Origin of the sequence: Halobacteriovorax sp. RT-2-6, from assembly GCF_047085025.1 — a bacterium.
GTDB lineage: Bacteria > Bdellovibrionota > Bacteriovoracia > Bacteriovoracales > Bacteriovoracaceae > Halobacteriovorax_A.
Genome location: NZ_JBKIYH010000002.1, coordinates 273356 through 295197, shown reverse-complemented (window position 1 = coordinate 295197; position 21842 = coordinate 273356). Strand labels below are relative to the sequence as shown.

Sequence of the window (21842 nt, the reverse complement as noted above, 5' to 3'; positions counted from 1 at the left end):
ATGTGATTTGAGGAGTTTAGGGGAGGATAGTGTTTAGAACTTAAACAATAGGCCCTAGAAGAGGGCCTATTATTTAAACACTTATTAAAGTTGATTATTGATGTAGTTACGGATTTCTGACATCGACATCATATCATCAACGTCCATACAGAATTCACCACGAGCATCAGCTACGCGGATTTCGTCAGCAACTTGCTCAGCAGTAACTTTATCATTTGAAGATCTTCTATCATTTAGATCTTCTGTAAACTCAGCTAGAGTTGATCCTGTCACTTTTGGTGAAAGTTGTGCATCTTGGATTAATTCAATTTGTCCTCTAAAGTTTCTCTTACTGTCATCAATAACACCAGTTGCAGCTAGTGTACTAGATGATCCGTGGTAAACAGCATGAGTTGAAGATGAAAGTCCATCCTCAATAATATCAAGAGCGATTAGATCGATAATGATATTTCCTGAATCTTCTAGAAGCGCAGTTCCTGCAGCGATTGTTGTTGAAGCGAGCTCAACACCACCATAGATCACGGCCACACCAGTTGTACTTAGGGCCGCACCAGTTGCAAGGGCCTTGTCTGTTGGAGCATTATTTCTTTCTTTGTATAGCTCAAGACAAGATGCTTGCGTTGAAGCTGCTACTGAACATAGTAGTCCAAGGGCAATTAACGATTTTTTCATTGTTTTCTCCTTTATAGTTGTTCACCAATATATTTTTGTATTTGATCTACTGTCATAAGATTTTCACTATCGAGACAGAATTCCATTCTTTCATTTGCTAGTTGAATTTCATTTGCAACTTCATTAACTGAAACTCTCTTATCTAGAGGACGTGTATCATTGATCATTCCTGTCATTTCGATAATGTCGCCACTAATAAGCTTTGGAGCAAGCTCAGAAGCTTGGATAAGCTTAATTTGCTTTCTATAATCTCTGTCTTTAATGATTCCCATGGCCGCAGATGTACTTGAGGCACCATAAAAAAGTGTATCAACAGTTGAAGAAGCTGCGCCTTTGATTGACTTTGAAATTGTAAGGTCACTAAGAGCACTATCGGGATGAAGAATACCCACTGCACTTGTCGTTGATAGACCTAGAGCAATCTCTCCACCAGCTACTGTGACACCTGAAATCGTAGAAGAAATCCCAACGACGGCCCCTAATTGTTGATAGTCAGGCGCACGATGATTTTCTTGATAAATTTCAAGGCATGATGCTCGTGTACTAAATCCCATTAAAATAGAAATTAGACATGTTAAAAGCATAATCTTTCTCATTGAATTCTCCTATTTCTACCACCTCGAATCGAGTAGGTAGAATCTCTTTTGATGATCTAATATTTTCTTATTAACTAATAAACCTTTGTAAGGGCGAGTGATGACCCTCTCTCTTCTTTTTGTGTCGTGATCTCGCTTCCATCTTGTGATGGACTTTAGAGACTTCTCTTTATTAATCTCTTTGATCTTAGAAAAGCTACCTGTCCCGTAAAACTCTTCTAGTCCTTTAATCACATCTTGTTCACATTTAGAGTTATTGCATATTTCATAAAGTGCATCTGGTGCTTTAGTAATGCCATGAAGCTCGTCAAACGAAATGGCCTTCGTTTCTTGAATTTGAGATGCATAATACTTGAAAGCTTCTAAATCAAGTGTTGCGATTTCATTAAGTTTTCTAAACTCATTAAGGCTAAGTTTTTTCTGTAGTTTCTTTACTTGAGCTGTGTCGATATCGTATTGCAGATATGTCTCATCTTTTAATTCAAGAATATTAGCGACTTTATCTTTAAGCTCTCTTAGAGAGTGAATCTTAATAATAGGGTATGGGTTAATTAAGGCCCTTTGCAAATAATCTGGAAGAGCGAGAGGAATACGTCCTTTAAAGCCCATCTTCTTATGATATGGATAACCAACTTGCTTTAGAAAATTAACAAGTGCTCCAGCGCAATTATTAGAGAAGAAAGTGTAGTCTCCTAATTCACTACTTTCAGGTAGTTCATATTTAACAGGAAAAACTTCTTCGACAGTTGTCTTAAATGTTGAAGTCAGATTATTTGGAACGGGTGTTAGGGCAAATACCGAACCTGTACCTGAGCGTAGCGGAAGGATTCCATAATTACCTTGGCCATACTTTTCAGTTGAAAACTTATTCAATTCATCAAGGGTATTTTGAAGTACCGACTTTTGAGTTTCTACTCTGTGCTTAGTAACTTGTTCCCACTGAGTTTTAAGTTCTCTAATGATATTACTTCTAATTTCTTCATTAGAAATTATGATGTAGCGATCAAGGTCACGTCTTTGCTTGTTATTGTATTCATCCATAAACATACGAAGACTTTTCACTTGAGGAAAGACAGGATAGCCACCAAAAATTCCCTTAAAGTAATTAAGCTTTAAAGTGTCGACGTTTGCAACGAAGCTTAGAACAACGTCATCTGCCTCTGTTCCTACATTGTCGACAAAACGTAGCATTGTGTGGCCAAAGCCACTTTCAATATTAGACCAAGAGCTTGAGGCAATAACGAGCTCAAGTCCTACGATATTTCCATTTTCATAGCGATCAAATAGTCTTTTGAAGAAGCGAGAATTCTCGTTTAGAAGGTCTTGGTAATTTGCTCCCCAATTGATTTGATTGGCCCTCTTTTCGAGTTCTTTCTGCTTACGACGCTCCTCCATACGTTCACGCTGCCTTCTTTCAAAAGGCGATTCGTCTCGTCTGGCCTGAGTTGTCAGTGAGCTAAGAAGTGCCATGAGCACTACTGAAAGTAGAGTAATCTTCTTCATATTTTCTCCATTTAATCTGCTTCAATATAAATTGATTACAGAGGTTTCACAGAGAAATTGAAAAAAAGACGAGCGTGTAAAAACAGTGAACAGTGTCTATATAACTGAATTTACTGTATCGAGATCGAGACCTTGCTCTTTAAATTGTTCTTTGAGATAGAGCTTCTTGGCCTGTAATCCACCTTTTTCAATAAGGCCAAAAATCTCACCCTTAAGCTCAACAAAAGCAAAATCACACGAATTTGATTCTGTTATTGTTAATTTCTTAGGCTTGCTACCGCCAAAAGCTGCACCCATTAAAGAAGAGGCAACAGATAGAGATTCTTGTTGGTTGGCATCGACGATGGCCTGGGCCTTCGTTATGTCATTTACTGAAATTTCTTGGCTTTGAATACCGTGTTTATTTAAGGTAAAGCCGTAAGGGCAGTGAAGACATGAAGTCTTACAGCAAGAGCCGCGATTTTTTAAGAACTGAGAGGTTTTCACCTCTCGTCCTTGTTCATTTGTATATGTTAGTTTTGCTTTATCCATTATAAACTTTCGAAACGCTCATCAAATTCAATATTGTGGTAAACCTTTAGAACGTCTTCATCACTTTCAAGGCCATCCACCATCTTCATTATAGTTAAATACGTTTCATCATCAACTTCTTTGAATGTTTGTGGAATTTGTTCAAGAGTCGCTTCTTCTGGAGTAATTCCCATCTCTTCTAATTTCTTAGAGATAGAGCCGAATACTTCCATTGGCCCAGTGATTGAAAAGTAGCCATCTTCCACTTCAATATCTTCCGCTCCAGCATCTATCATCTCAAGAGTGAATTCATCTTCATCAAGGTCTGCAACTGGAACTTCAAAAAGCGCCTTTCTAGAAAATACATATTGTAGAGTACCTGTTGTTCCAATTGAGCCGCCGGCCTTCTTGAAGTGAACTCTTACGTTAGCAATTGTACGAGTAGGGTTATTTGTTGAAGCTTCTACAAATACCGCAACACCATTTGGCCCATAACCCTCATAGTTGATTTCTTCATATCCATCATCTTCACCGCCAAGACCTTTCTTGATGGCACGATCAATATTATCTTTTGGAACGTTATTTGCCTTACACTTATCAAGAGCAATTTTAAGGATAAAGTTTGAGCCTGGGTCGTCGCCACCTGATTTTACTGCTTTTGTTACTTCAAATAATAGCTTTGTGTAAATCTGACTTTTTGCCTTATCAAGAGCGCCTTTCTTCTTGACGATATTGGCCCATTTTCTTCCCATAGAATCCTCGTTTAATAATAAAGTATTGTTAATAGTAGCTAGTGAGGAACTATTTGTCGAGAATTCTACTTCTTAGCAAGGTATTGCTCTGCGCGCCAAATACCAATAAAGCTTAATCCTGAACTCATGGAACTAACGTGTGGGCCTTCAAGTAGAATTGTTGTCGGTGTTGATTTTACATCAAGAGTTTTTACTGCGTAAGGTGAAGAGATAAAGCGAAACTCGTATGGAGATTGACCGATAAATCTTCTGATTGTTGATTCATTTTCAAATGAGTTGATGGCATAGATCTGATCTGGCGAGAGCTTGCCCTCCAAAACAGATTGATGAAGTCGTTTCATTTCCACTTTACAAGGAGCGCACCATGTCGCCCAAAAGATAGCAAGGCTTCTATCTCTTAAATCCTTACTAGGGAAATCGACTTTTTGATTTGTGCGAAGGTCAACATACTCTTGTGGAGTAAGAGTGCTTCCTTCTTTTTTAAAGTTATTGAGTACAGCAGGTGCCTGCTTGTAAATAATAAACCCAATAAGAAGGATGGAGATGAAATTTGTGGCAATATTCCACTTCTTTTTCATGGCAGTAATTGTACCATGTAAAGGAAGGGGAGTTATTAATAAAATCCTAATATTTTTGACGTCTGTAAGCGCCCAAAACTACAGTATTCATCGACTAAGAAATGGACGCTACTTGAGTAATGTAGTATTTTATAGACATGAATAATGAAGAACTTGAAAAGAAAATAATCGCATTAGAAGAAAAGTTTTGTCACCAAGATCATTTACTTGGCCAACTAAACGAAGTTGTCACGAAACAAGAATTTATCATTGATGAACTTGTCACACATATTAGGAACCTCCTTGCTAATCAAGGAGAGGATTCTGCAGAGCAATTGACACTTGATAATCTTAGGGATTTCAAGCCACCACATTATTAGGTAACTATGATTAAGTTAGAAACTGCATATAAAGGACTACGTGAGTTTAAAAATCTCACAGGTCGTCCACAACAAACTCCTGGTGCACACTTTAGTCGTGTCACACCAGAAAAATCTCCAGCTCCTAAAGAGCTTTGCTGGTCTGGCGATCTTGCTAGGGCCATGGGAATAACTGAAGAACATAAGTCATCTTGGCTTTCTCTGCTAAGTGGCAACCAAGAATCATATAATCCAGCTCCAATTGCAACTCGCTATGGTGGTCATCAATTTGGTCACTGGGCCGGCCAGCTAGGTGATGGCCGTGCCATGACTTTAGGTCTTTATGAAGGACTTGAAGTACAATTAAAAGGAGCAGGTCTGACTCCTTATTCAAGAGGTGCCGATGGTAAGGCAGTTCTTCGCTCATCTTTAAGAGAGTATATTTGTTCGGAGGCCATGTATAATTTGGGTGTTCCAACAACCAGAGCACTATGTCTTGTTGAAACAGGTGAACAAGTCTTACGTGATATGTTCTATGATGGAAATGCTGCTTATGAAAAAGGTGCTATTTGCACAAGAGTTGCTCCTAGCTTTCTTCGCTTTGGGCACTATCAGATCCATGCGGCCAATCACGAATTAGAAGAGTTGACTGAGCTCGTAAACTTTACGATTGATAATTACTTTCCAGGCATGAGCATTGCCCAAATGTTTAAAGAAGTTGTGCGCAGAAGTGCATTTCTTATGAGTGAGTGGATGCGTGTGGGCTTCGTCCACGGTGTCATGAATACTGATAACCTTTCAATGTTAGGACTAACAATTGATTACGGGCCGTATGGTTGGCTTGATCGCTTCGATCCAAATTGGACGCCAAATACGACGGACTTTAGAGAAAGACGCTACCGTTTTATTAATCAAGTAAGTATTGCATATTGGAATCTTGCTCAGCTTAAAGAGGCCCTGCAAGCAGTTTGCCTTGAAAGTTTAGATGAAGCTCTAGATCAATACCCTGAGTATTTTCACAGCTTCTATCAGGAGAGTGTGGCAAAGAAACTAGGACTTAAAACTTGTTCTCGAGAATTTATCGATGAGCTCTTTGATTTAAAATATGAGCTACAGGCCGATATGACTCTTTTCTACCGTACTCTTATGAGTGTGATGGAAGGCAAGGATATTTCTTGGCAAGATGCTTTCTATAAAAGCTTAAGTGATGCAGATCTTACACGAATTAATACTTGGGTCACTAAATGGCAAAGAGAGCAGAAACTTCAAAGAATTGATCCTATGATTGCATTTGGAATTATGAATGAAGTGAATCCTGCTTTTATTCCGCGTAACTATATTGTGCAGATGGTTTTAGATGATTTAGAAAAAGGGGATGAGACATCTCTTAGAAATCTTGAAAAGGCCATTGCTAATCCATATGAGTTAAATGAATTCACAAGACCTTTTCTTGTTAAGGCACCTGATTGGTCCACATCAAGGCCAGGTTGCTCGACATTAAGTTGTTCGAGCTAGTGGGGAACCTTCTTAGTTACAAAACTGAGAAGGTGCACGCATCCAAGTTGGTTCACACTGAGTTAGCCATTCTCCACTATCGTAGTGAGCATAACCAAACCACCACATCACATGATCACCATTTCCTAGTGGAACTTCATCTGGATATACTTCTGGGCTTTGGCCATTAACAGAATAGCACCAACCGTGAGCATTCATTTGTGTATCACTTAAGACTTCCATGGCATCAAGTCCTGTTGGCGTATCAAAGATCGAGTTCATTGCTCTTTGAGTTCCTTTATAAGCAATACCAAAATTATTGAGAAGATCAATCGTAGCACTTCCTACAGTTGAACCTTTTTTAAGCTGCATCTCAGTCTTAAAAAGAGCTCCTCTTTTACAAGGGCCAACAAATTCAAAAGTTGCGGCAAAGCTAAAAGTTGAAATAAGTGCTAAAAGTGCAAATTTGTACATAATCTCTCCTAAGTATAAGGCTTTCTAACACCCTAGGTTTTCATTGCCATGGCACTGTGCGCAAGCATATGATTTTTTACATGACTGATTATGTATGGGGTAGTGAAGAAACCCAATATTTCTTCCAATTGAATCCAGAGGCCATTCTAGACGCTATTGATGCTGTCGGTTTTAAGACAACAGGGCGCTGCCTACCACTAAATAGTATTGAAAACCGCGTTTATGAGATTGAGGTGGATCGCCCAGAAGCAGAGATTAAGTCTCCAAGTGATAATTTCATTGTGGCCAAGTTCTACCGTCCTGGACGCTGGACGAAAGATCAGATCATTGATGAGCATGACTTCATAAAGGATCTAGATGATGCGGAGATTCCTGTAATTGCTCCACTTAAAATTGACGGCACAACTATCTTTGAAATGCCGAACCACAAAATTTTCTATTGTCTCTATGAAAAGAGAGGGGGACGAAACCCTGAAGAGATGAATATCGAGCAGCTTGAAATTATGGGCCGCTCACTTGCTCGTATTCACAGTGTTGGTGCCTTAAAAAGTGCTGACCACAGAATTAAGCTTACTCCTGAGACGTATGGAGTCGCTAACTTAAAGTTCTTAGCTTCGACAAATTATATTCCAACTGATATTCGCGAGCACTTCATTACAATTTGCGAACAAATCATTGCTGAATCAAAACCACTTTTTGAAAATGTAAGTTATCAAAGAGTTCACGGAGACTTTCATAAGGGTAATATCATCTTAAGAGGTGATGACTCATTCTTTGTTGATTTTGACGATATGGTAATGGGCCCAGTGGTTCAAGATGTTTGGCCTATTTGCCCTGGGGATGACCAACAGTCTGTCATTGATCGTAATATCTTTCTAGAAGCCTACGATAGCATTCGCTCATTTCCATACGAGCAACTAAAGCTCATTCCTTCTCTTCGTGCATTAAGGCTAATTCACTTTAGTGCCTGGATAGCAAAGCGCTGGGATGACCCTTCATTTAAGTATACTTTTGGCTATTTTGAATCGCCAAATTACTGGTATGGGCAGATGAATGATTTAAGGGCCTTACTATCTAAGATAATAGAAGTTAAGAATCCTTACCAGTACTAGACGTATCTTAAAAGTTGCGAGAAAATTTACCTCTGACATAAAAAATTAATAAGTAATTTAGCGAGGTAATGAATATGGATATTCGTTTAAAGACTTTCGAAGAATATGAAGCTGCCTATGAGCAGGCCAAAAATAATCCAACAGAATACTGGGGATCTATTGCAGAAAATTTTAAATTTTCTAAGAAGTGGGATGAAGTAACTCTAGGTAATTTTAAAGACGGAGATATCCGTTGGTTCCATGGAGCAAAATTAAATATCACAGAAAATTGTCTTGATCGCCATCTTGCAACGAAGGGTGATAAGAAAGCGATGGTCTTTGTGGCCAACGATCCAAATGAGGCCAATCAAGAATTTACATATAAAGAACTTCACGCTCAAGTTTGTAAAACTGCAAATATGCTAGAAGGGCTTGGCGTAAAAAAAGGGGATCGCGTTTGTATTTATATGTCGATGGTTCCAGAGCTTATGTTTACTGTTCTTGCCTGTGCAAGAATTGGTGCCATCCACTCAGTTGTCTTCGGTGGATTTTCTGCACAAGCACTTGCTGGAAGAGTTGAAGATGCTCAGTGTAGTGTTCTTGTCACTAACGATGGGGGACTTCGCGGAACGAAAGTGACAGAGCTTAAGCCTATTGTTGATGAGGCCCTAGAAGATAGTGCATGTAAGAGTGTAAAAACTGTCATCGTTCATAAGCGCGCTGGAAATGAAGTGGCCATGAAAGAGGGACGCGATATTTGGTGGCATGATGTTTTTGATAAAGCATCAGACAAACACGAGGCACCTCAGCATGATGCCGAAGATCCATTATTCATTCTTTATACTTCTGGTTCAACAGGAACACCTAAGGGAGTTCTTCATACTCAAGCTGGGTATATGGTTTGGGCAGCATATACTTTTGCAAACGTTTTTCAGGTAGAAGAAAATGATATGTACTGGTGTACTGCCGATATTGGTTGGATCACTGGTCACACTTATATTACTTATGGGCCACTTCTAAACGGCGCCACAACAATGATGTTTGAAGGTGTTCCAACATATCCAGATGCGGGACGTTTTTGGGACATTGTTGAAAAGAATAAGGTAACACATTTCTATACAGCACCAACTGCGGTTCGTGCCCTTATGGCCGCGGGAGATGATGTACCTGCTAAGTATGATCTTTCAACTCTTAAGGTTCTAGGTTCAGTTGGTGAGCCAATTAATGCGGAAGCTTGGCATTGGTATAATGAATTTATTGGAAAGAAGAAATGCCCAATTGTTGATACTTGGTGGCAGACTGAAACTGGTGGGATTTTAATCTCTCCACTTGCAGGGCTTACGAAAACAAAACCATGTAAGGCAACTCTTCCTCTTCCAGGAATCGTTCCAGTGTTAGTTGATGATAATGGGCATGAAATTGGTGAAACAATGGCCGAAGGAAAGCTTTGTATTAAGTATCCGTGGCCAGGAATGTTACGTACGGTTTACAAGAATCATGAGCGTTTTATGAATGCTTATCTCAGAACGTACAAAGGCTATTACTTTTCAGGTGATGGCGCAAAACGTGATGTTGAAGGATATTTTAGAATCACTGGACGTGTTGACGATGTTATCAATGTTTCAGGACACCGCTTTGGAACGGCCGAAATTGAAAATGCTATTGGTAAGAATCATGCCATCGCTGAAAGTGCTGTTGTCGGTTTTCCACATGACGTTAAAGGTGAGGGGATCTACGCATACGTTGTAACTAATCTTACTGACGAGGCCGAGGTAACAAAGCTTATTAACGCAACTGTTGTAAAAGAAATCGGTGCTGTTGCTCGCCCAGATAAAATTCAAATTGTTCCAGGACTTCCAAAAACTCGCTCTGGAAAAATTATGCGTCGAATACTTAGAAAGATTGCGGCCCATGACTTCAATAACTTTGGCGATACTTCAACACTTCTTGATCCATCAGTGGTTGAAGAAATTAAAAATGGTGTGAAGTAGCACTTAATTTAAGTTAAGTTTTCAATTCTTATATTATGTATGTCTCTCTTATGTGCTAGAAAAGTATAATGAGAGAGACAACTATCAAAAGAGATGACATTCATTTAATGAAGGAGATCTTAAAGAACCATCATGCCTTAAAAAAAGGTAGGATTTGGTTTGACCTTCTTTCTAATGCTCTAATTGGATGGAGTGCTTTCTTTTATACTTGTTTTCACTTTAATATCTTCACATTCATTCTTGCTATCTTCTTTATCTATCGTGGAACGATCTTAGTCCATGAAGTAAGTCATATTGCAAAGAAGGTAAAAGGCTATCGTACAGCCTTTAATATCCTGTTTGGATGGCCTAATGCTTATCCTGTCTATCTTGGAGATGCCCATCTTTTTCACCATGGTAAGAAAACATATGGCACTGAAAGAGACCCTGAATATAAGTATATTTCTGAGTTTCGATTCCTAACCTTAACAAGGCCGTTCTTAGCTTCAGTTGCTTTACCAATCATTCAAGTCATCCGTTTTGGAATTCTCCCTCTGACATATATCTTTTTAAATACAGAACAAAAGAAATGGGTCTATCAGAATATTTCAACACTTGCATTTTCGATGGACTATAAAAGGCCAATAAGAAATGAAAAAAAAGATATTGCTCGCATGGTAAGAAATGATCTTATGTGTGTACTTTATAAAGTTGCAATTGGACTATTGATTTTCCTGGAAGTTCTTCCTTTGCAGACGATATGGATTTGGTTTTCAATCGTTGTGATTTCTTCGACGCTGAATATGTATCGAGCACTCTTTAATCATCTCTATACGAACGAGAGTCTTGTTCCGATGACATGGGAGGAGCATTTACTTGATACAGTGACAATTGAGTCTGGATTAAGTTCATTTTTCATCTTTGTTAATGGACTTAATTATCATGCTATTCACCACCTCTTTCCAGAGCTGCCGTATACGAATTTAGCAGCTGCCCATAAAGAGTTAATGGAGAAACTTCCTGCGGATCATATTTATAAAAGTAATACTTATTCTAGTATTTTCCATGTTTTAGTGACTTCTCTCTCAATACAAAGATTTGACAAAGAAATGATTAGGCCATAATTAGGCCAGCGTGTATACTGTTAGAATGAAACGATTTGTAATTCTACTAATTTTAATTTCTTCACTCGTAAGCTGCTCTAAGCCTACTCCTGAACAAACAGTTGAAACTGTTATTAGAGAAACTTTTTCAGCGAATTTTGAAGAAACTTTTAATTACTACGACCCTGGTTTTGGTAGTCAGCAGCAGATTGCAGACTATCGCGGTTTCGTAAATGATGTCGTTGCTTGGGAAAAGAATATCAAGAAGACAAAGAAAGAGGTTCTTTCTGCTATTCAAGGTTTACTGTCTTTCAAAGTGGTTGATGTCAAAGTTGAAGGAAATCGAGCGACAGTAAGAACTGTCATTATTGTTCCAGAGTTTGATAATAAATTTGATATGCAAATTGCCTTATTGAAATTAACTAGGCCACCACTTGTTTCCAATCGTGCGGAAACAAATGCAATTATTTTGAAAAATATCAATGAAGGCCAATATGAGCTTAAGCCAGTTGAAGTTATTTTCAGCTTAATGAAGAAAGATAAGTGGCGCGTAAATGGCGTAACAAATGTTAGAGGACTATGGCGCTTTGAAAATTAAGCAAATACTTCTATTTAGCTGGATCTTCTTTCTTGGAAGTATCGCAAGTGCATCTTCAACTAAAATTGATGTTGAGGATAGTGCAAAAATATTCTTAGACTTTAATCATGAGACTAGCTCTTCTATCGAAAATCGAACAAGGGCGCCAGAGCTCAAGTCTTTGGAAGACTTTCCTGATGATTATTCTCATTTAAAAAATGATGAAAGTGATTTAGTTATTTCTGTCTTTGGTCACTTTTCATTACCTTATATCAATCTCGATTCAAAATTCTATCAAGGAATTCATTCTGGACTCAGTCCACCATTGTCTTAGATCAATTTATAACTTTTTATTTTTTATTTTTTTGATTTAAATCCAATGGAGGATGTATGGAAAACACATCAGTAGATACTTCTGTCGAAGTAAAGAAATACGATTATGAAGGTAAGGTTAAACAACACTATAATAATGATGAAGAGCAGGGAAGTGTCTGGGGATTCTATTTCTGTGTGGGCCTTTTTCTAGCAATCTTTTTTGCGGTAATCATTGTTCAAATGTATTCCCTATAATTACAGTTACTTAAGGGGGCGTTGCCCCCTTGTTTAAAATCTAATCACCATAATATTTCTTACTCACTTCATATGATTTGAATTTGATTTCTGTTAGATTCAAAAAAAAATTATGAGGTTCACAATGAAAATTACTTTAGTAACATTACTTGCGCTAGTTTCACTTAATTCTTTTGCCGCAAAATTAGAAGGCAATTATGAGAGCTCTAGTGGCTGTGCCGTTAGTATTGAATGTGAAGATGGATACTGTCGTGCGACTGTTGAAAAAGGAGATAAGTCTCTTGTGCTTGAAGGCGAGCTAGAAACAGATAAGTCAGATGAGTTTAGACTCTATCGTCAGTATACAGGGATTGAGACTCGTTGGTTTCATGATGACGAATTCACAGGCTTTAATGATCTTGTTTTAGAGAAACAAAAGAATGGTAAATTCATGGTTGATTCTCTTGATTCAAAATATAATCTCTTTCCCCATTTCCCAAAGAAAGAGAGAAATATCATCGTTTGTAAAAATCTTGTAAGAGTTCAATAAAAAAGGGCCAGAATCTGGCCCTTCTTTTTTCTAAAATATTACTTCAGTCTCAACTGGATCTGTAATTACAATATCCCCATCATGATCACCGTCATGATTGTCACCATCTGTATGATCATTAGGCTCAGTTGGTTCTACTGTCGGTTCAGTTGGCTCAGCAGGCTCAACAACTTCATATACTGGAGTTCTCTTAATATACTCCGGTCTAAAACCTTGATTTACAGCAATTTGTACTAATTCTTCATATTTTGACTCAGCAATTTCTCTGTCACGAGTCAAAATGAAGAGCGTATTTCTATTTCTATCAGCTACGATAGCTTCAGTATATTCTTCATCGAGGTGGATGATTTGGTAGTCGCCAGCGCCAACACCAAAGTATCCAAGTAGAGGAACAAAGCTAACCTTAAGTTTTGCATTTGAAATCTTATCCACTACTTTTGCATAAGCTTTATCAACTTTTTCTTCACCATTAACTAGCTGACATGAGTTTTTAACTCTAATGCGGTTGTGCTTAAGCTTATACTCTGCTTTTGTTCCCTGACATCTTAGGTTAAAGAAGGCGTCATATGCACCTTGTTGGTACCAAGTACCAAGGTAGCGAGATAGGTCAACATACTCAACTGTTTGGAAGTTGTTTGCAGGAAGCTCTTCAGAAGGAAGTAATACTTCATTGATTTCATGAACAATGATATTTCTATCGTGTTTCTTTAATGTTCCAAGACGTAGTGTACTTGAGTTTAGGATAAACTCTTCGCTGTCTTGATCCACAAGAATAACTCTTCCGTGGAATGTCTTAACTTCTTTCTTTTGTCTAAGATCGCTTTTTTCATGGCGGCCATATCCAATGTGATAAAGTAAAAGCTTTCTTAGCTCAAGTGGATTTGCTAGAAGGTACTCAACTGTTTCAGGTGGTAACTTAGCAAATGCTGCATCATTCGGTGCAAAGATAGTGATCGGGTGATCGATTGTTACGATATCATCAAGGCCTGCAATTTTGGCCGCGCTTAAGAAATTTCTAAAACGTTTTGTGTGCTTCATTGCACCGACTGTCTCTGTTGTTGATAATTTTACTTCTTCTCCGCTTTTTCTTTCTGCAAGAGCAGTATTAAAGAAAAATGGTAGTGTTGCCAAAAAGATTAATACTTTTTTCATGAATCCTCCCATAAGTTATGGATGGAAATGTAGCTTTTTATTAACAATTTAGAAGTTTAAGTTTGGTTAAGAAAGGTTATGAGAGAGTTAAGAAAAAAGGGCCAATGACTTGGCCCCTATGAAACTTATACGTTTGCTTTGATAAGTTGTACTTTGAAAATAAGAGTTGAGTGTGGAGGAATCTTTGCTCCTGCACCGTGCTCACCGTAAGCAAGCTCAGATGGGATTGTTAGTTCCCAAGAGTCTCCCTCTTTCATCAGTTGAAGAGCTTCTGTCCAACCCTTAATTACACCACCAACAGGGAATTGAATTGTTTGTCCTCTTTGGTATGAAGAATCAAAAACAGTTCCATCAATTAGTTTACCTTCGTAGTGAACTTCTACAGTAGACTCTGCAGTTGGAGTTGCTCCTGAACCTGCTTCTAGAACTTTATATTGTAGACCTGAAGCTGTTGTTGATACACCTTCGGCTGCTTTATTAGTTTCAAGGTATGCACGACCTTCTTCAGCTAGCTTGTTCGCTGCTTCAGCAAGTTGTCTTGCCATGTGCTCTTGGAACTCAGTCATTGTTTTTTGAGTTTCTTCTGGTGATAGTTGGCTTGCTTCACCTTTCATTGCAGATGCTACAGCATTTGCGAAAATTTCAGCATTGATTTCCATTCCTTGTGCAACAAAATCAGATCCAATTTGGCGACCGATAATGTAGCTTACTTTTTCCATATGAGTTTCCATTAAATACCCTTTGTTTGGTTAAATTCTACTAATAGTGGGCACCTTAGCATTTAATAGAGAACATGTCGAAAAATAGGAGGTATTTAGCGCAATGTTCCGTTTTTCTCGCCACCTGGGTACCAACATTCTGGACGCTCTAGGTCTAAGATTCCGTTAATCATCGTATCAAAACGACATTGGGCACTAGGATAAAATGACGGGGCAGTATTTAGCTCAGTCGCTACATTTGAAGAGTATGTCGCAAAACTTACTTCATCACCATTGCTTTTAAAGAAAGCCTGATCTGCTTCCATAGCAGTTAGAAGTCTTAGACAAGTAAAGTACTCATGCTTATCTTGTTTTGAGCATAGATCTTTGTAGATTGATTTCTCTTTTACTTCACGTAATTCTGGAAGGTATTTAAAGACGATCGCCAAGCAGTCTTTTGTTGCAAAGTAATCAGATTGACCTTCCATTGAAGAGTGATAGCCCATATTCATTGGATCATCTTTCTTTGGAGCTCCACCGATACCGTGTCCGATCTCGTGACATGCCGTTAGGGCCAGCCCGTCAGGAGTCATTCCAGCAAGTCGACCAAAGCCACCCATTAAGTAAATACGGTGTTCAATTTGATCTTCTTGATTTGTGGCCTGAACATATGAGGCATGGATCATATCAATATCCCACCAATACGAATCAGGTAAACCTGCAATTGGTAAGTTAATTTGTAAAACTTCATTTTGTGACGGGGCAAGTTCACTATAAGCTTGGTAAAGAGCAGTTTTTACTTGCTCATACTCATCCTTGCTAACGGCCGCAAAGACTGATTTTGTTAATGTAAATAAACACGCTAGAAGGATTAATTGTTTCATGACAAGGTTCTACCTAGATTTCAAATTTTGAACAAGATATCGGGTAATTTTTCATTAAGTAGGAGAGTTTATGTATCACGAAGTACTTGATTTTTGGTTTGATGAGCTTACTGAAGAGCAAAAGTGGATGAAAGATGCTCGAATTGATCGCGAGATTGAAGAGCGCTTTGGCAGACTTCATACAAAGGCAGCAAAAGGAGAGTTATTTGAATGGAGGGAGGAGCATCTGGGTCGTTTGGCCGAAATTATTATCCTCGATCAATTTTCTCGTAATATCTATCGTGGTGATGCACGCTCCTTTGCAAGTGATGATATGGCCTTGGTCTTGGCCCAAGAGGCAATCCTCCAAAAAGCCGATGAAGGTTTTACGACTAGAAAGAAACACTTTCTCTACATGCCCTATATGCACAGTGAATCTCTTACCATTCAAAAAGAGGGATTGAAACTATTTGAAAAATTAGATAACGACATGGCCCTTCAATATATGCATCAGCATATGGCCATCATTGAGCGCTTTGGCCGCTATCCACATCGCAATGGAGTTCTTGGTCGAGAGTCAACACCAGAAGAGATTGAATTTTTGAAAATGCCAAATTCTAGTTTCTAAGTTATGATTAAAGAATGAAAGATGCAAAACTAGTATGGTCTGATGAGGCCGGTGATTTAAGAAAAAAAAATAGTAAAAATAATTCTAATGAAGAAGTTAACGAGTCTGAACTTGTTCTTAAAATTAGAAGGCTTACTTCTGGAAAAGGAAGAGCAATCGTTGAAATAAGTGATCTTCCAGCAAATAAGAAGTGGTGTCAGAAACTTGCGAAAGATTTAAAGAAGTCTCTAGGGGTTGGTGGCGCTTTTAAGAACGACTATATTGAAGTTCACGGTGAAAAGCTTGATCAAGTTAAGGCGCACTTCGATAAAAATAATTTAAAGTGGAAACAGATTGGAGGCTAGACTCCAATATCTGAGCATGTTAGTATTTTACTCATGATGCGAATTCTACTTTCACTATTCACAGTCTTTATGATTTTTGTGAGCTTCACTCATGAGGCCCATGAAATTAAATTGTCTGTAAATAATATGGAGAGTACCAAAGTCGAAAAATCTAAATTGGACCATCCAGATCATTGCGACGATCACGACAGCGGTTCTGACCACTGTCATATTCATTGTACAGGTCTTCACTTCTTGGCCAATCTCGAACATACTGTCGAAATTAAATTACCTCTAATTGAAATTAATATCACACAAACACCAAGATTGGATTTCTTCAAATCCCCATACCTCGACCCGGCAAAGAAGCCACCTTCTTTATCGTAACATTACAAATTTAAAGTTTTAACATTCTTATTTTTAAAGGATTAATGCGATGAATACTAGTCGAAGTAGCATCGTGATTCTCGCTTTGTGCATGGGCATAAATACCTATGGACAGAGTTGTCGTATCACAGATGCCAATGAATTTTTGAAGCAAATTAAATCGAATCATCAAGTGAATCTCTTGGCAAAGGCCAATGAGGAGATGCTTGATGGTGAAATCAATTCGGCCAATCAGGTTTATAACCCTGAGGTTGAAACAGAAATTGTCACGCCTGGAAAAAATGAGATTTCCTCGATGATTAAAGTCACTCAAACTTTTGAGTTAGGGGGCAAGAGGGGATCGCGTAAGACGTGGGCCCAGAGAATGAAAGAGCTTGGAAGTCTTGAGTCCAAAGGTGAAAAGGAAAAGGTTGTTTTAGAAAATATTCTAAATATGTATCGCCTTAGACAAGTTCAAGAACTTATACCTGTCTATCAAGAGTCATACGATTCTCTAAAGAAAGTTCTTGATAAAAAGAGCAAGATTAGGAAAGCGCTTTCGCCAAGCCAAGAGGTTGAGTATGAAACACTTTCTTTTGCCATGGATGATTACTATATCAGGCTATCTGAATTACATGCTGAAAAGTCTAAACTCCAAGTTCATCTGAAATTGAATGCGGGAAAGAATTGTGTCGTCACAAAAAGTGCTCTTCCTGAGTTGTTCCAATTTAAGAAGATAAACCTTAAGTCATTAGAGTTAAAAGATAGCACTGACTATAAGAAAGGACTCGCACAACTTGCTGTTGCAAAAGCTGAGTACGATGTCGCCAAGTCTAATGCTTATAGTGATCTCAGAATTGGCCCGATGTATGAATACTCCAAAGTTGATGATGAGAAAGAGCATGCCTTTGGTCTAAGCCTTACTTTTGACTTACCAGTATTTAATACAAATGATGGAGCAAAGGCCAAGGGGATGGCCGCAGTTAAAAAGGGTGAGTACCAAATTCGCTACGATGAGCTTGATCTTCAAATCGATCTTAGGAATTGGATTCAAAAATATCAACGTTACAAATCAGTTTACAAGAAAATGATTTCTCAGGCGGTCTTAGAAAAGAAGCATAAGAGAATAGAAAAGCTCTTTGATCGCGGTGTGATTTCAACATCGCTAATTATTGAGGCCCACAGGCAAATGGTGGACTTTTCCATTAGGCGAAACGACTACGAAATGGGAGCAGTCGAAGCTTTATGGAATATCTATTTACTAAGAGGAACAATCCTAGAGGAACAAATATGAAAAAAATATTCTTAATAATATTACTGATCGGTTTAGTTGGTTGTGAATCTCATCATGACGAACACAAGCATGACGAACACAAGCATGAGGAACATTCTGACCACGACGATCATCATGGACACGGGGAAGAGAAAACTGGTGAAGGCAAGGCCATCACGAAAGTTGATGAAAGGCACGGTTTTCAGTTGTCTAATGAAGCGCAGAAGAGACTTGCTATTAAAACAACTACGTACACAAAGGGATTTGTAAATATCCCAGATAGTGCCTACGTTGTGGTTGGAAAAGAGCGTGCGCTTTATCGTAAAAGAGCTGGCTTCTTTAAGTTAATAGACGAGCATGAGCTGACTGGAGCATTCACTAAAGGGGATGAAATTGTTGTTAGCGGAATTGGTCTTCTTCGCGTTTCAGATATCTTCTCAACAGATGAGTCTGAATATGGCCACGCACATTAAGGACGGGAGCAAGAATCATGATGAATAAAATAATTGAATTCAGTGTTCATAACCGTCTCTTTGTTTTTATTGCCACAGCAATTCTCATCATTGGCGGTATTTACTCTTTTGATAAATTATCAATTGATGCTGTTCCAGATATCACAAATACCCAGGTGCAGGTTAATACTCCTGTTGAAGGGCTAACTCCTGAAGAAATTGAAAGAATGGTAACGTTTCCAATTGAGTCAGCTTTAACGGGAATGCCTGGTGTTGAGCAAACCCGCTCAGTTTCTAAATACGGAATCTCTCAGGTTACTGTCATCTTTAGTGATGATGTGGATATCTATCGCGCCAGACAACTTACTTCTGAAAAACTTGTTAATATCGATCTTCCTATAGGAATGATGCCAGAGATGGGGCCAATCAGTACGGGCCTTGGAGAGATCTTTCACTACTCCTTAAGTTTTAAGGGAGAAGTAAAAACTGAAGAAGAGGAGATGCTGAAGCTTATGGAGCTTCGCTCAATCCAAGATTGGTTGATCAAGCCAAGACTTCTAACTGTTAAAGGTGTGACAGAAGTTAATACAATTGGTGGTTATGAGAAGCAATATTTCATCCAACCAGATATTAATAAAATGGCCCGTTTTGGAATTCACTTTGATGATATTGAAAACGCCATTGAGAGTACGAACCAGAATGTTGGGGGAGGCTATATTCCTCAAACTGGTGAGCAACTTCTTGTTCGCGGTGTTGGTCTTTTAAAGAATATCTCTGATATCGAAAATATTGTTATCAAACGCCTTGGTTCTCTTGATATCATCCGTGTAAAGGATGTGGCCGTTGTTAAGTTTGATAAAGAGATTCGCACAGGAGCTGCAACTCATAATGGAAAAGAAGTTGTCATAGGCACGGCCTTCATGCTTCTTGGGGAAAACTCGCGTGCAGTCTCAACTAGGCTTGAAGAGCGTATCAACGAGATTAAAAAGGATCTTCCTTCATGGGTAAATCTCGAAATCGTTTATAATCGTTCGAATATGGTTAATGCTACCTTAAGTACAGTTGAGCATAACCTAATTGTAGGGGCCGGACTTGTGATGGCCTTTCTCATGCTACTTGTGGGGAATATTAGGGCCGCAATTATTGTTGCTGCTACCATTCCAATATCTCTTTTAATTACTTTCATTCTAATGCGCTGGCAGAATGTTTCAGGAAACTTAATGAGCCTTGGTGCTCTGGACTTTGGGATCATTGTTGACGGTGCCGTTATTGTTATTGAAAATTGTGTCCACCGCTTACAAAAGAGAACAAAGGAAATTGGGCGCGCCTTAACACGCGCTGAAATCAAAGATCTTGTTGTAGAAAGTGCAATAGAAATTCGTTCTGCCGCAGGCTTCGGTGAGATCATTGTCATTACTGTTTTCATCCCTCTATTTGCCCTAACTGGAGTTGAAGGGAAGATGTTTGGTCCAATGGCGACAACTTTCATTATGGCCCTTGGTTCGGCCCTCGTTCTATCTTTTACTTTAGTACCAGCATTGGCCGCAACATTCTTAAATTCAAATACTAAAGATCGTGAACCTAAGATCATGCTTCTTGCCAAGCAAGCTTTTGCTCCAATTTTAGAATTGGCCCTTAAGTTTAAAAAGACTGTCCTTGGCTTTGGCGTATCTGCTATTGCTCTGGGGGGAGTTCTTTTTATGGGCCTAGGATCTGAGTTTATTCCTCAATTAGATGAGGGGGACTTTGCGGTTCAGTTTATTCGCCCTGCAAATATCAACATTGAAAATTCCATCCATCTTCAAAGATTAAGTGAAGATGTCATCAAAGAATTTCCACAAGTCGAAACAGTTTTTGGGAGAACTGGAGCAGGTGAGATTAGTACTGACCCTATGGGGGTTAATATTTCGGATTCATATGTCATGCTTAAGCCAGTTGATGAATGGCCAAAAAGTGATCTTATTCAAAATAAGAATGATCTAATGGAGGAAGTGAAGAAGGCCCTCGCCTTAAATATTCCAGCTCAAGTGGCAATGTTCTCTCAACCAGTAGAACTACGTTTTAACGAGTTACTTGAAGGAACAAGGGCATCTGTTTCAGCGAAAGTTTACGGGGAAGATTTAAAAGTCATAGAAGAGATTGCCAATAAGGTTTCTGAAGCCATTGCAAAAACACCTGGAGCAGGTGAGGTTGAAGTTGAATCAAAGGGGCTTTCTCCAATGATTCAATACACGCCAAAGCTCGAGGAGCTTGCAAAGTTAGGTGTTAGTAGCAAACCTGTTCTTGATGTTATCTCAACGGCCATTGGTGGTAGCAAGGTTGGTGATATTTATGATGGTGTTAAGAAGTATCCAATCATGACTCGCTTATCTGCTAATGAGAGATCTGATGTGGAAACAATTTCAAATCTTCCGGTGGGGATTTCTGAAGGGTACACTGTTAAAATAAAAGATGTCGCAGATATTGAACTTTCTGAGACATACTCATCGATTAATCGTGAGAATTCAACTCGAAGACTTGCCATTCTTATTAATCCACAAACTCGAGATATCGAAAATTTTGTTAAAGTTGCAAAAGAGATTGTTGAAAAAGAAGTTAGTCTTCCAGAAGGTTACTATATTGAATGGGGTGGAAGTTTTAAAAATCTTATTTCTGCTAAAGAAAGACTAAGTATTCTGGTTCCATTGGCCCTGCTTCTCATTTTAGTGATGCTCTATGCGGCCTTTAAAAACTACGCCCAAGTCTTATTGATTTTTCTATGCGCACCAATGGCACTCATCGGTGGAGTTCTATCACTAAAGATTTTAGGATTACCATTTAGTATTTCTGCTGGTGTTGGATTTATCGCTCTGTGTGGGATTAGTATTCTAAATGGTGTTGTTCTTGTGACTTACTTTAATCGACTCTTAGCAGATGGAAAATCACCAGATGACGTTGTGAGGGAGGGGACAATGGTTAGACTTCGTCCAGTTCTTATGACGGCCTTAACGGATATCTTTGGTTTCCTACCGATGATTTTTTCAACTGGGCTAGGGGCAGAGGTTCAAAAACCGCTAGCGACAGTAGTCGTTGGAGGGATTATTTCAGCAACTCTTCTGACTCTTGTCGTTCTCCCTTCATTGTATCGATTATTTATTGAGCAAATGAAGACAGAATAAGCTCTAAGGTCTTGAAATTTAAGAATATTCTTAAGTTTCAAGACCATTTCTTCTTGTTTAAAATAGGCGTCTAAATCTAAGACATCCATTGGTAAATTTTCAAATTACTCGATAGATTTGCTGGATGTGCTATTTTATTGCCAATCTTTTAAGAAGGTAGCAGGGAGCCTGA

The 21842-nt window shown here is 38.6% G+C and carries 25 protein-coding genes; 15 read left to right on the top strand and 10 right to left on the bottom strand.

Going from position 1 to position 21842, the window contains the following annotated elements; all coding sequences use genetic code 11:
* Window positions 1–84: 84 nt before the first annotated feature.
* The 6 genes from ACMAYS_RS09940 to ACMAYS_RS09915 form a co-directional block, all read right to left on the bottom strand.
* Window positions 85–672, bottom strand: a complete 588-nt coding sequence (locus tag ACMAYS_RS09940; protein WP_103218111.1) for a hypothetical protein — start codon at window positions 670–672, stop codon at window positions 85–87.
* A gap of 11 nt (window positions 673–683) precedes the next feature.
* Window positions 684–1268 (bottom strand): hypothetical protein, encoded by a 585-nt coding sequence (locus ACMAYS_RS09935; protein WP_103218110.1) that lies wholly within the window; start codon window positions 1266–1268, stop codon window positions 684–686.
* A gap of 15 nt (window positions 1269–1283) precedes the next feature.
* Window positions 1284–2771 carry a DUF4105 domain-containing protein gene (locus ACMAYS_RS09930; RefSeq protein WP_392992561.1) on the bottom strand — a complete coding sequence of 496 codons (1488 nt, stop codon included), beginning with the start codon at window positions 2769–2771 and terminating at the stop codon, window positions 1284–1286.
* A gap of 96 nt (window positions 2772–2867) precedes the next feature.
* Window positions 2868–3302 carry a DUF5522 domain-containing protein gene (locus tag ACMAYS_RS09925; protein ID WP_103218108.1) on the bottom strand — a complete coding sequence of 145 codons (435 nt, stop codon included), beginning with the start codon at window positions 3300–3302 and terminating at the stop codon, window positions 2868–2870.
* Window positions 3302–4033 (bottom strand): YebC/PmpR family DNA-binding transcriptional regulator, encoded by a 732-nt coding sequence (locus ACMAYS_RS09920; RefSeq protein ID WP_103218107.1) that lies wholly within the window; start codon window positions 4031–4033, stop codon window positions 3302–3304. The genes ACMAYS_RS09925 and ACMAYS_RS09920 overlap by 1 nt, the downstream gene beginning before the upstream one ends.
* A gap of 65 nt (window positions 4034–4098) precedes the next feature.
* Window positions 4099–4611 (bottom strand): TlpA family protein disulfide reductase, encoded by a 513-nt coding sequence (locus tag ACMAYS_RS09915; RefSeq protein WP_103218106.1) that lies wholly within the window; start codon window positions 4609–4611, stop codon window positions 4099–4101.
* 137 nt (window positions 4612–4748) lie between these two features.
* Here ACMAYS_RS09915 and ACMAYS_RS09910 point away from each other — a divergent pair, with 137 nt between their 5' ends.
* Both ACMAYS_RS09910 and ACMAYS_RS09905 read left to right on the top strand, forming a co-directional pair.
* Window positions 4749–4970, top strand: coding sequence for a SlyX family protein (locus ACMAYS_RS09910; RefSeq protein WP_103218105.1), 222 nt, complete (start codon window positions 4749–4751; stop codon window positions 4968–4970).
* A 6-nt stretch (window positions 4971–4976) separates the two neighbouring features.
* Complete coding sequence (locus ACMAYS_RS09905) at window positions 4977–6464, top strand: protein adenylyltransferase SelO (RefSeq protein ID WP_392992558.1); 1488 nt, start codon at window positions 4977–4979, stop codon at window positions 6462–6464.
* Window positions 6465–6476: 12 nt separating this feature from the next.
* Here ACMAYS_RS09905 and ACMAYS_RS09900 read toward each other — a convergent pair whose 3' ends face one another.
* Window positions 6477–6917: a DUF4430 domain-containing protein gene (locus tag ACMAYS_RS09900; protein ID WP_392992556.1), complete on the bottom strand. Its 441-nt coding sequence runs from the start codon at window positions 6915–6917 to the stop codon at window positions 6477–6479.
* An 80-nt stretch (window positions 6918–6997) separates the two neighbouring features.
* On the opposite strand from ACMAYS_RS09900, the gene ACMAYS_RS09895 reads away from it, so the two are divergent.
* The 7 genes from ACMAYS_RS09895 (at window position 6998) to ACMAYS_RS09865 (ending at window position 12757) form a co-directional block, all read left to right on the top strand.
* A complete protein-coding gene (locus ACMAYS_RS09895; protein ID WP_158246876.1) occupies window positions 6998–8029 on the top strand; it encodes a serine/threonine protein kinase in 1032 nt (343 codons plus the stop codon).
* A 74-nt stretch (window positions 8030–8103) separates the two neighbouring features.
* Window positions 8104–9999, top strand: a complete 1896-nt coding sequence (gene acs, locus ACMAYS_RS09890) for an acetate--CoA ligase (RefSeq protein ID WP_392992552.1) — start codon at window positions 8104–8106, stop codon at window positions 9997–9999.
* A gap of 68 nt (window positions 10000–10067) precedes the next feature.
* Complete coding sequence (locus ACMAYS_RS09885) at window positions 10068–11102, top strand: fatty acid desaturase family protein (protein WP_412463193.1); 1035 nt, start codon at window positions 10068–10070, stop codon at window positions 11100–11102.
* A gap of 25 nt (window positions 11103–11127) precedes the next feature.
* A complete protein-coding gene (locus ACMAYS_RS09880; protein ID WP_392992550.1) occupies window positions 11128–11679 on the top strand; it encodes a hypothetical protein in 552 nt (183 codons plus the stop codon).
* Window positions 11669–11992, top strand: a complete 324-nt coding sequence (locus tag ACMAYS_RS09875) for a hypothetical protein (protein ID WP_412463192.1) — start codon at window positions 11669–11671, stop codon at window positions 11990–11992. The genes ACMAYS_RS09880 and ACMAYS_RS09875 overlap by 11 nt, the downstream gene beginning before the upstream one ends.
* Before the next feature lie 56 nt (window positions 11993–12048).
* Window positions 12049–12228 (top strand): hypothetical protein, encoded by a 180-nt coding sequence (locus tag ACMAYS_RS09870; RefSeq protein WP_103218097.1) that lies wholly within the window; start codon window positions 12049–12051, stop codon window positions 12226–12228.
* A 124-nt stretch (window positions 12229–12352) separates the two neighbouring features.
* The gene (locus ACMAYS_RS09865) at window positions 12353–12757 is read left to right on the top strand and encodes a hypothetical protein (protein WP_412463191.1); all 405 of its coding nucleotides are present in this window, start codon (window positions 12353–12355) and stop codon (window positions 12755–12757) included.
* Between the two features lie 30 nt (window positions 12758–12787).
* Here ACMAYS_RS09865 and ACMAYS_RS09860 read toward each other — a convergent pair whose 3' ends face one another.
* From ACMAYS_RS09860 to ACMAYS_RS09850, 3 genes are all read right to left on the bottom strand, one after another.
* The gene (locus tag ACMAYS_RS09860) at window positions 12788–13909 is read right to left on the bottom strand and encodes a lipocalin family protein (RefSeq protein ID WP_158246875.1); all 1122 of its coding nucleotides are present in this window, start codon (window positions 13907–13909) and stop codon (window positions 12788–12790) included.
* A gap of 125 nt (window positions 13910–14034) precedes the next feature.
* Window positions 14035–14640: an FKBP-type peptidyl-prolyl cis-trans isomerase gene (locus tag ACMAYS_RS09855; RefSeq protein ID WP_412463190.1), complete on the bottom strand. Its 606-nt coding sequence runs from the start codon at window positions 14638–14640 to the stop codon at window positions 14035–14037.
* Window positions 14641–14723: 83 nt separating this feature from the next.
* Window positions 14724–15491, bottom strand: a complete 768-nt coding sequence (locus tag ACMAYS_RS09850; protein ID WP_412463189.1) for a hypothetical protein — start codon at window positions 15489–15491, stop codon at window positions 14724–14726.
* A gap of 70 nt (window positions 15492–15561) precedes the next feature.
* Between ACMAYS_RS09850 and ACMAYS_RS09845 the strand changes: the two genes are divergently transcribed.
* From ACMAYS_RS09845 to ACMAYS_RS09820, 6 genes are read left to right on the top strand one after another with little or no spacing between them, the layout of a single operon-like run.
* Window positions 15562–16098, top strand: a complete 537-nt coding sequence (locus tag ACMAYS_RS09845) for a DUF924 family protein (RefSeq protein WP_412463188.1) — start codon at window positions 15562–15564, stop codon at window positions 16096–16098.
* Window positions 16099–16112: 14 nt separating this feature from the next.
* On the top strand, window positions 16113–16442 hold the full coding sequence (locus tag ACMAYS_RS09840; RefSeq protein WP_103218091.1) for a hypothetical protein: 330 nt from the start codon (window positions 16113–16115) through the stop codon (window positions 16440–16442).
* Between the two features lie 33 nt (window positions 16443–16475).
* The gene (locus tag ACMAYS_RS09835) at window positions 16476–16808 is read left to right on the top strand and encodes a hypothetical protein (protein ID WP_146037857.1); all 333 of its coding nucleotides are present in this window, start codon (window positions 16476–16478) and stop codon (window positions 16806–16808) included.
* Window positions 16809–16857: 49 nt separating this feature from the next.
* A complete protein-coding gene (locus tag ACMAYS_RS09830; protein WP_412463187.1) occupies window positions 16858–18081 on the top strand; it encodes a TolC family protein in 1224 nt (407 codons plus the stop codon).
* Complete coding sequence (locus tag ACMAYS_RS09825; protein WP_412463186.1) at window positions 18078–18533, top strand: hypothetical protein; 456 nt, start codon at window positions 18078–18080, stop codon at window positions 18531–18533. Before ACMAYS_RS09830 ends, ACMAYS_RS09825 begins: the two co-directional genes overlap by 4 nt.
* Before the next feature lie 17 nt (window positions 18534–18550).
* Window positions 18551–21670, top strand: a complete 3120-nt coding sequence (locus ACMAYS_RS09820) for an efflux RND transporter permease subunit (RefSeq protein WP_412463185.1) — start codon at window positions 18551–18553, stop codon at window positions 21668–21670.
* Window positions 21671–21842: the final 172 nt, after the last annotated feature.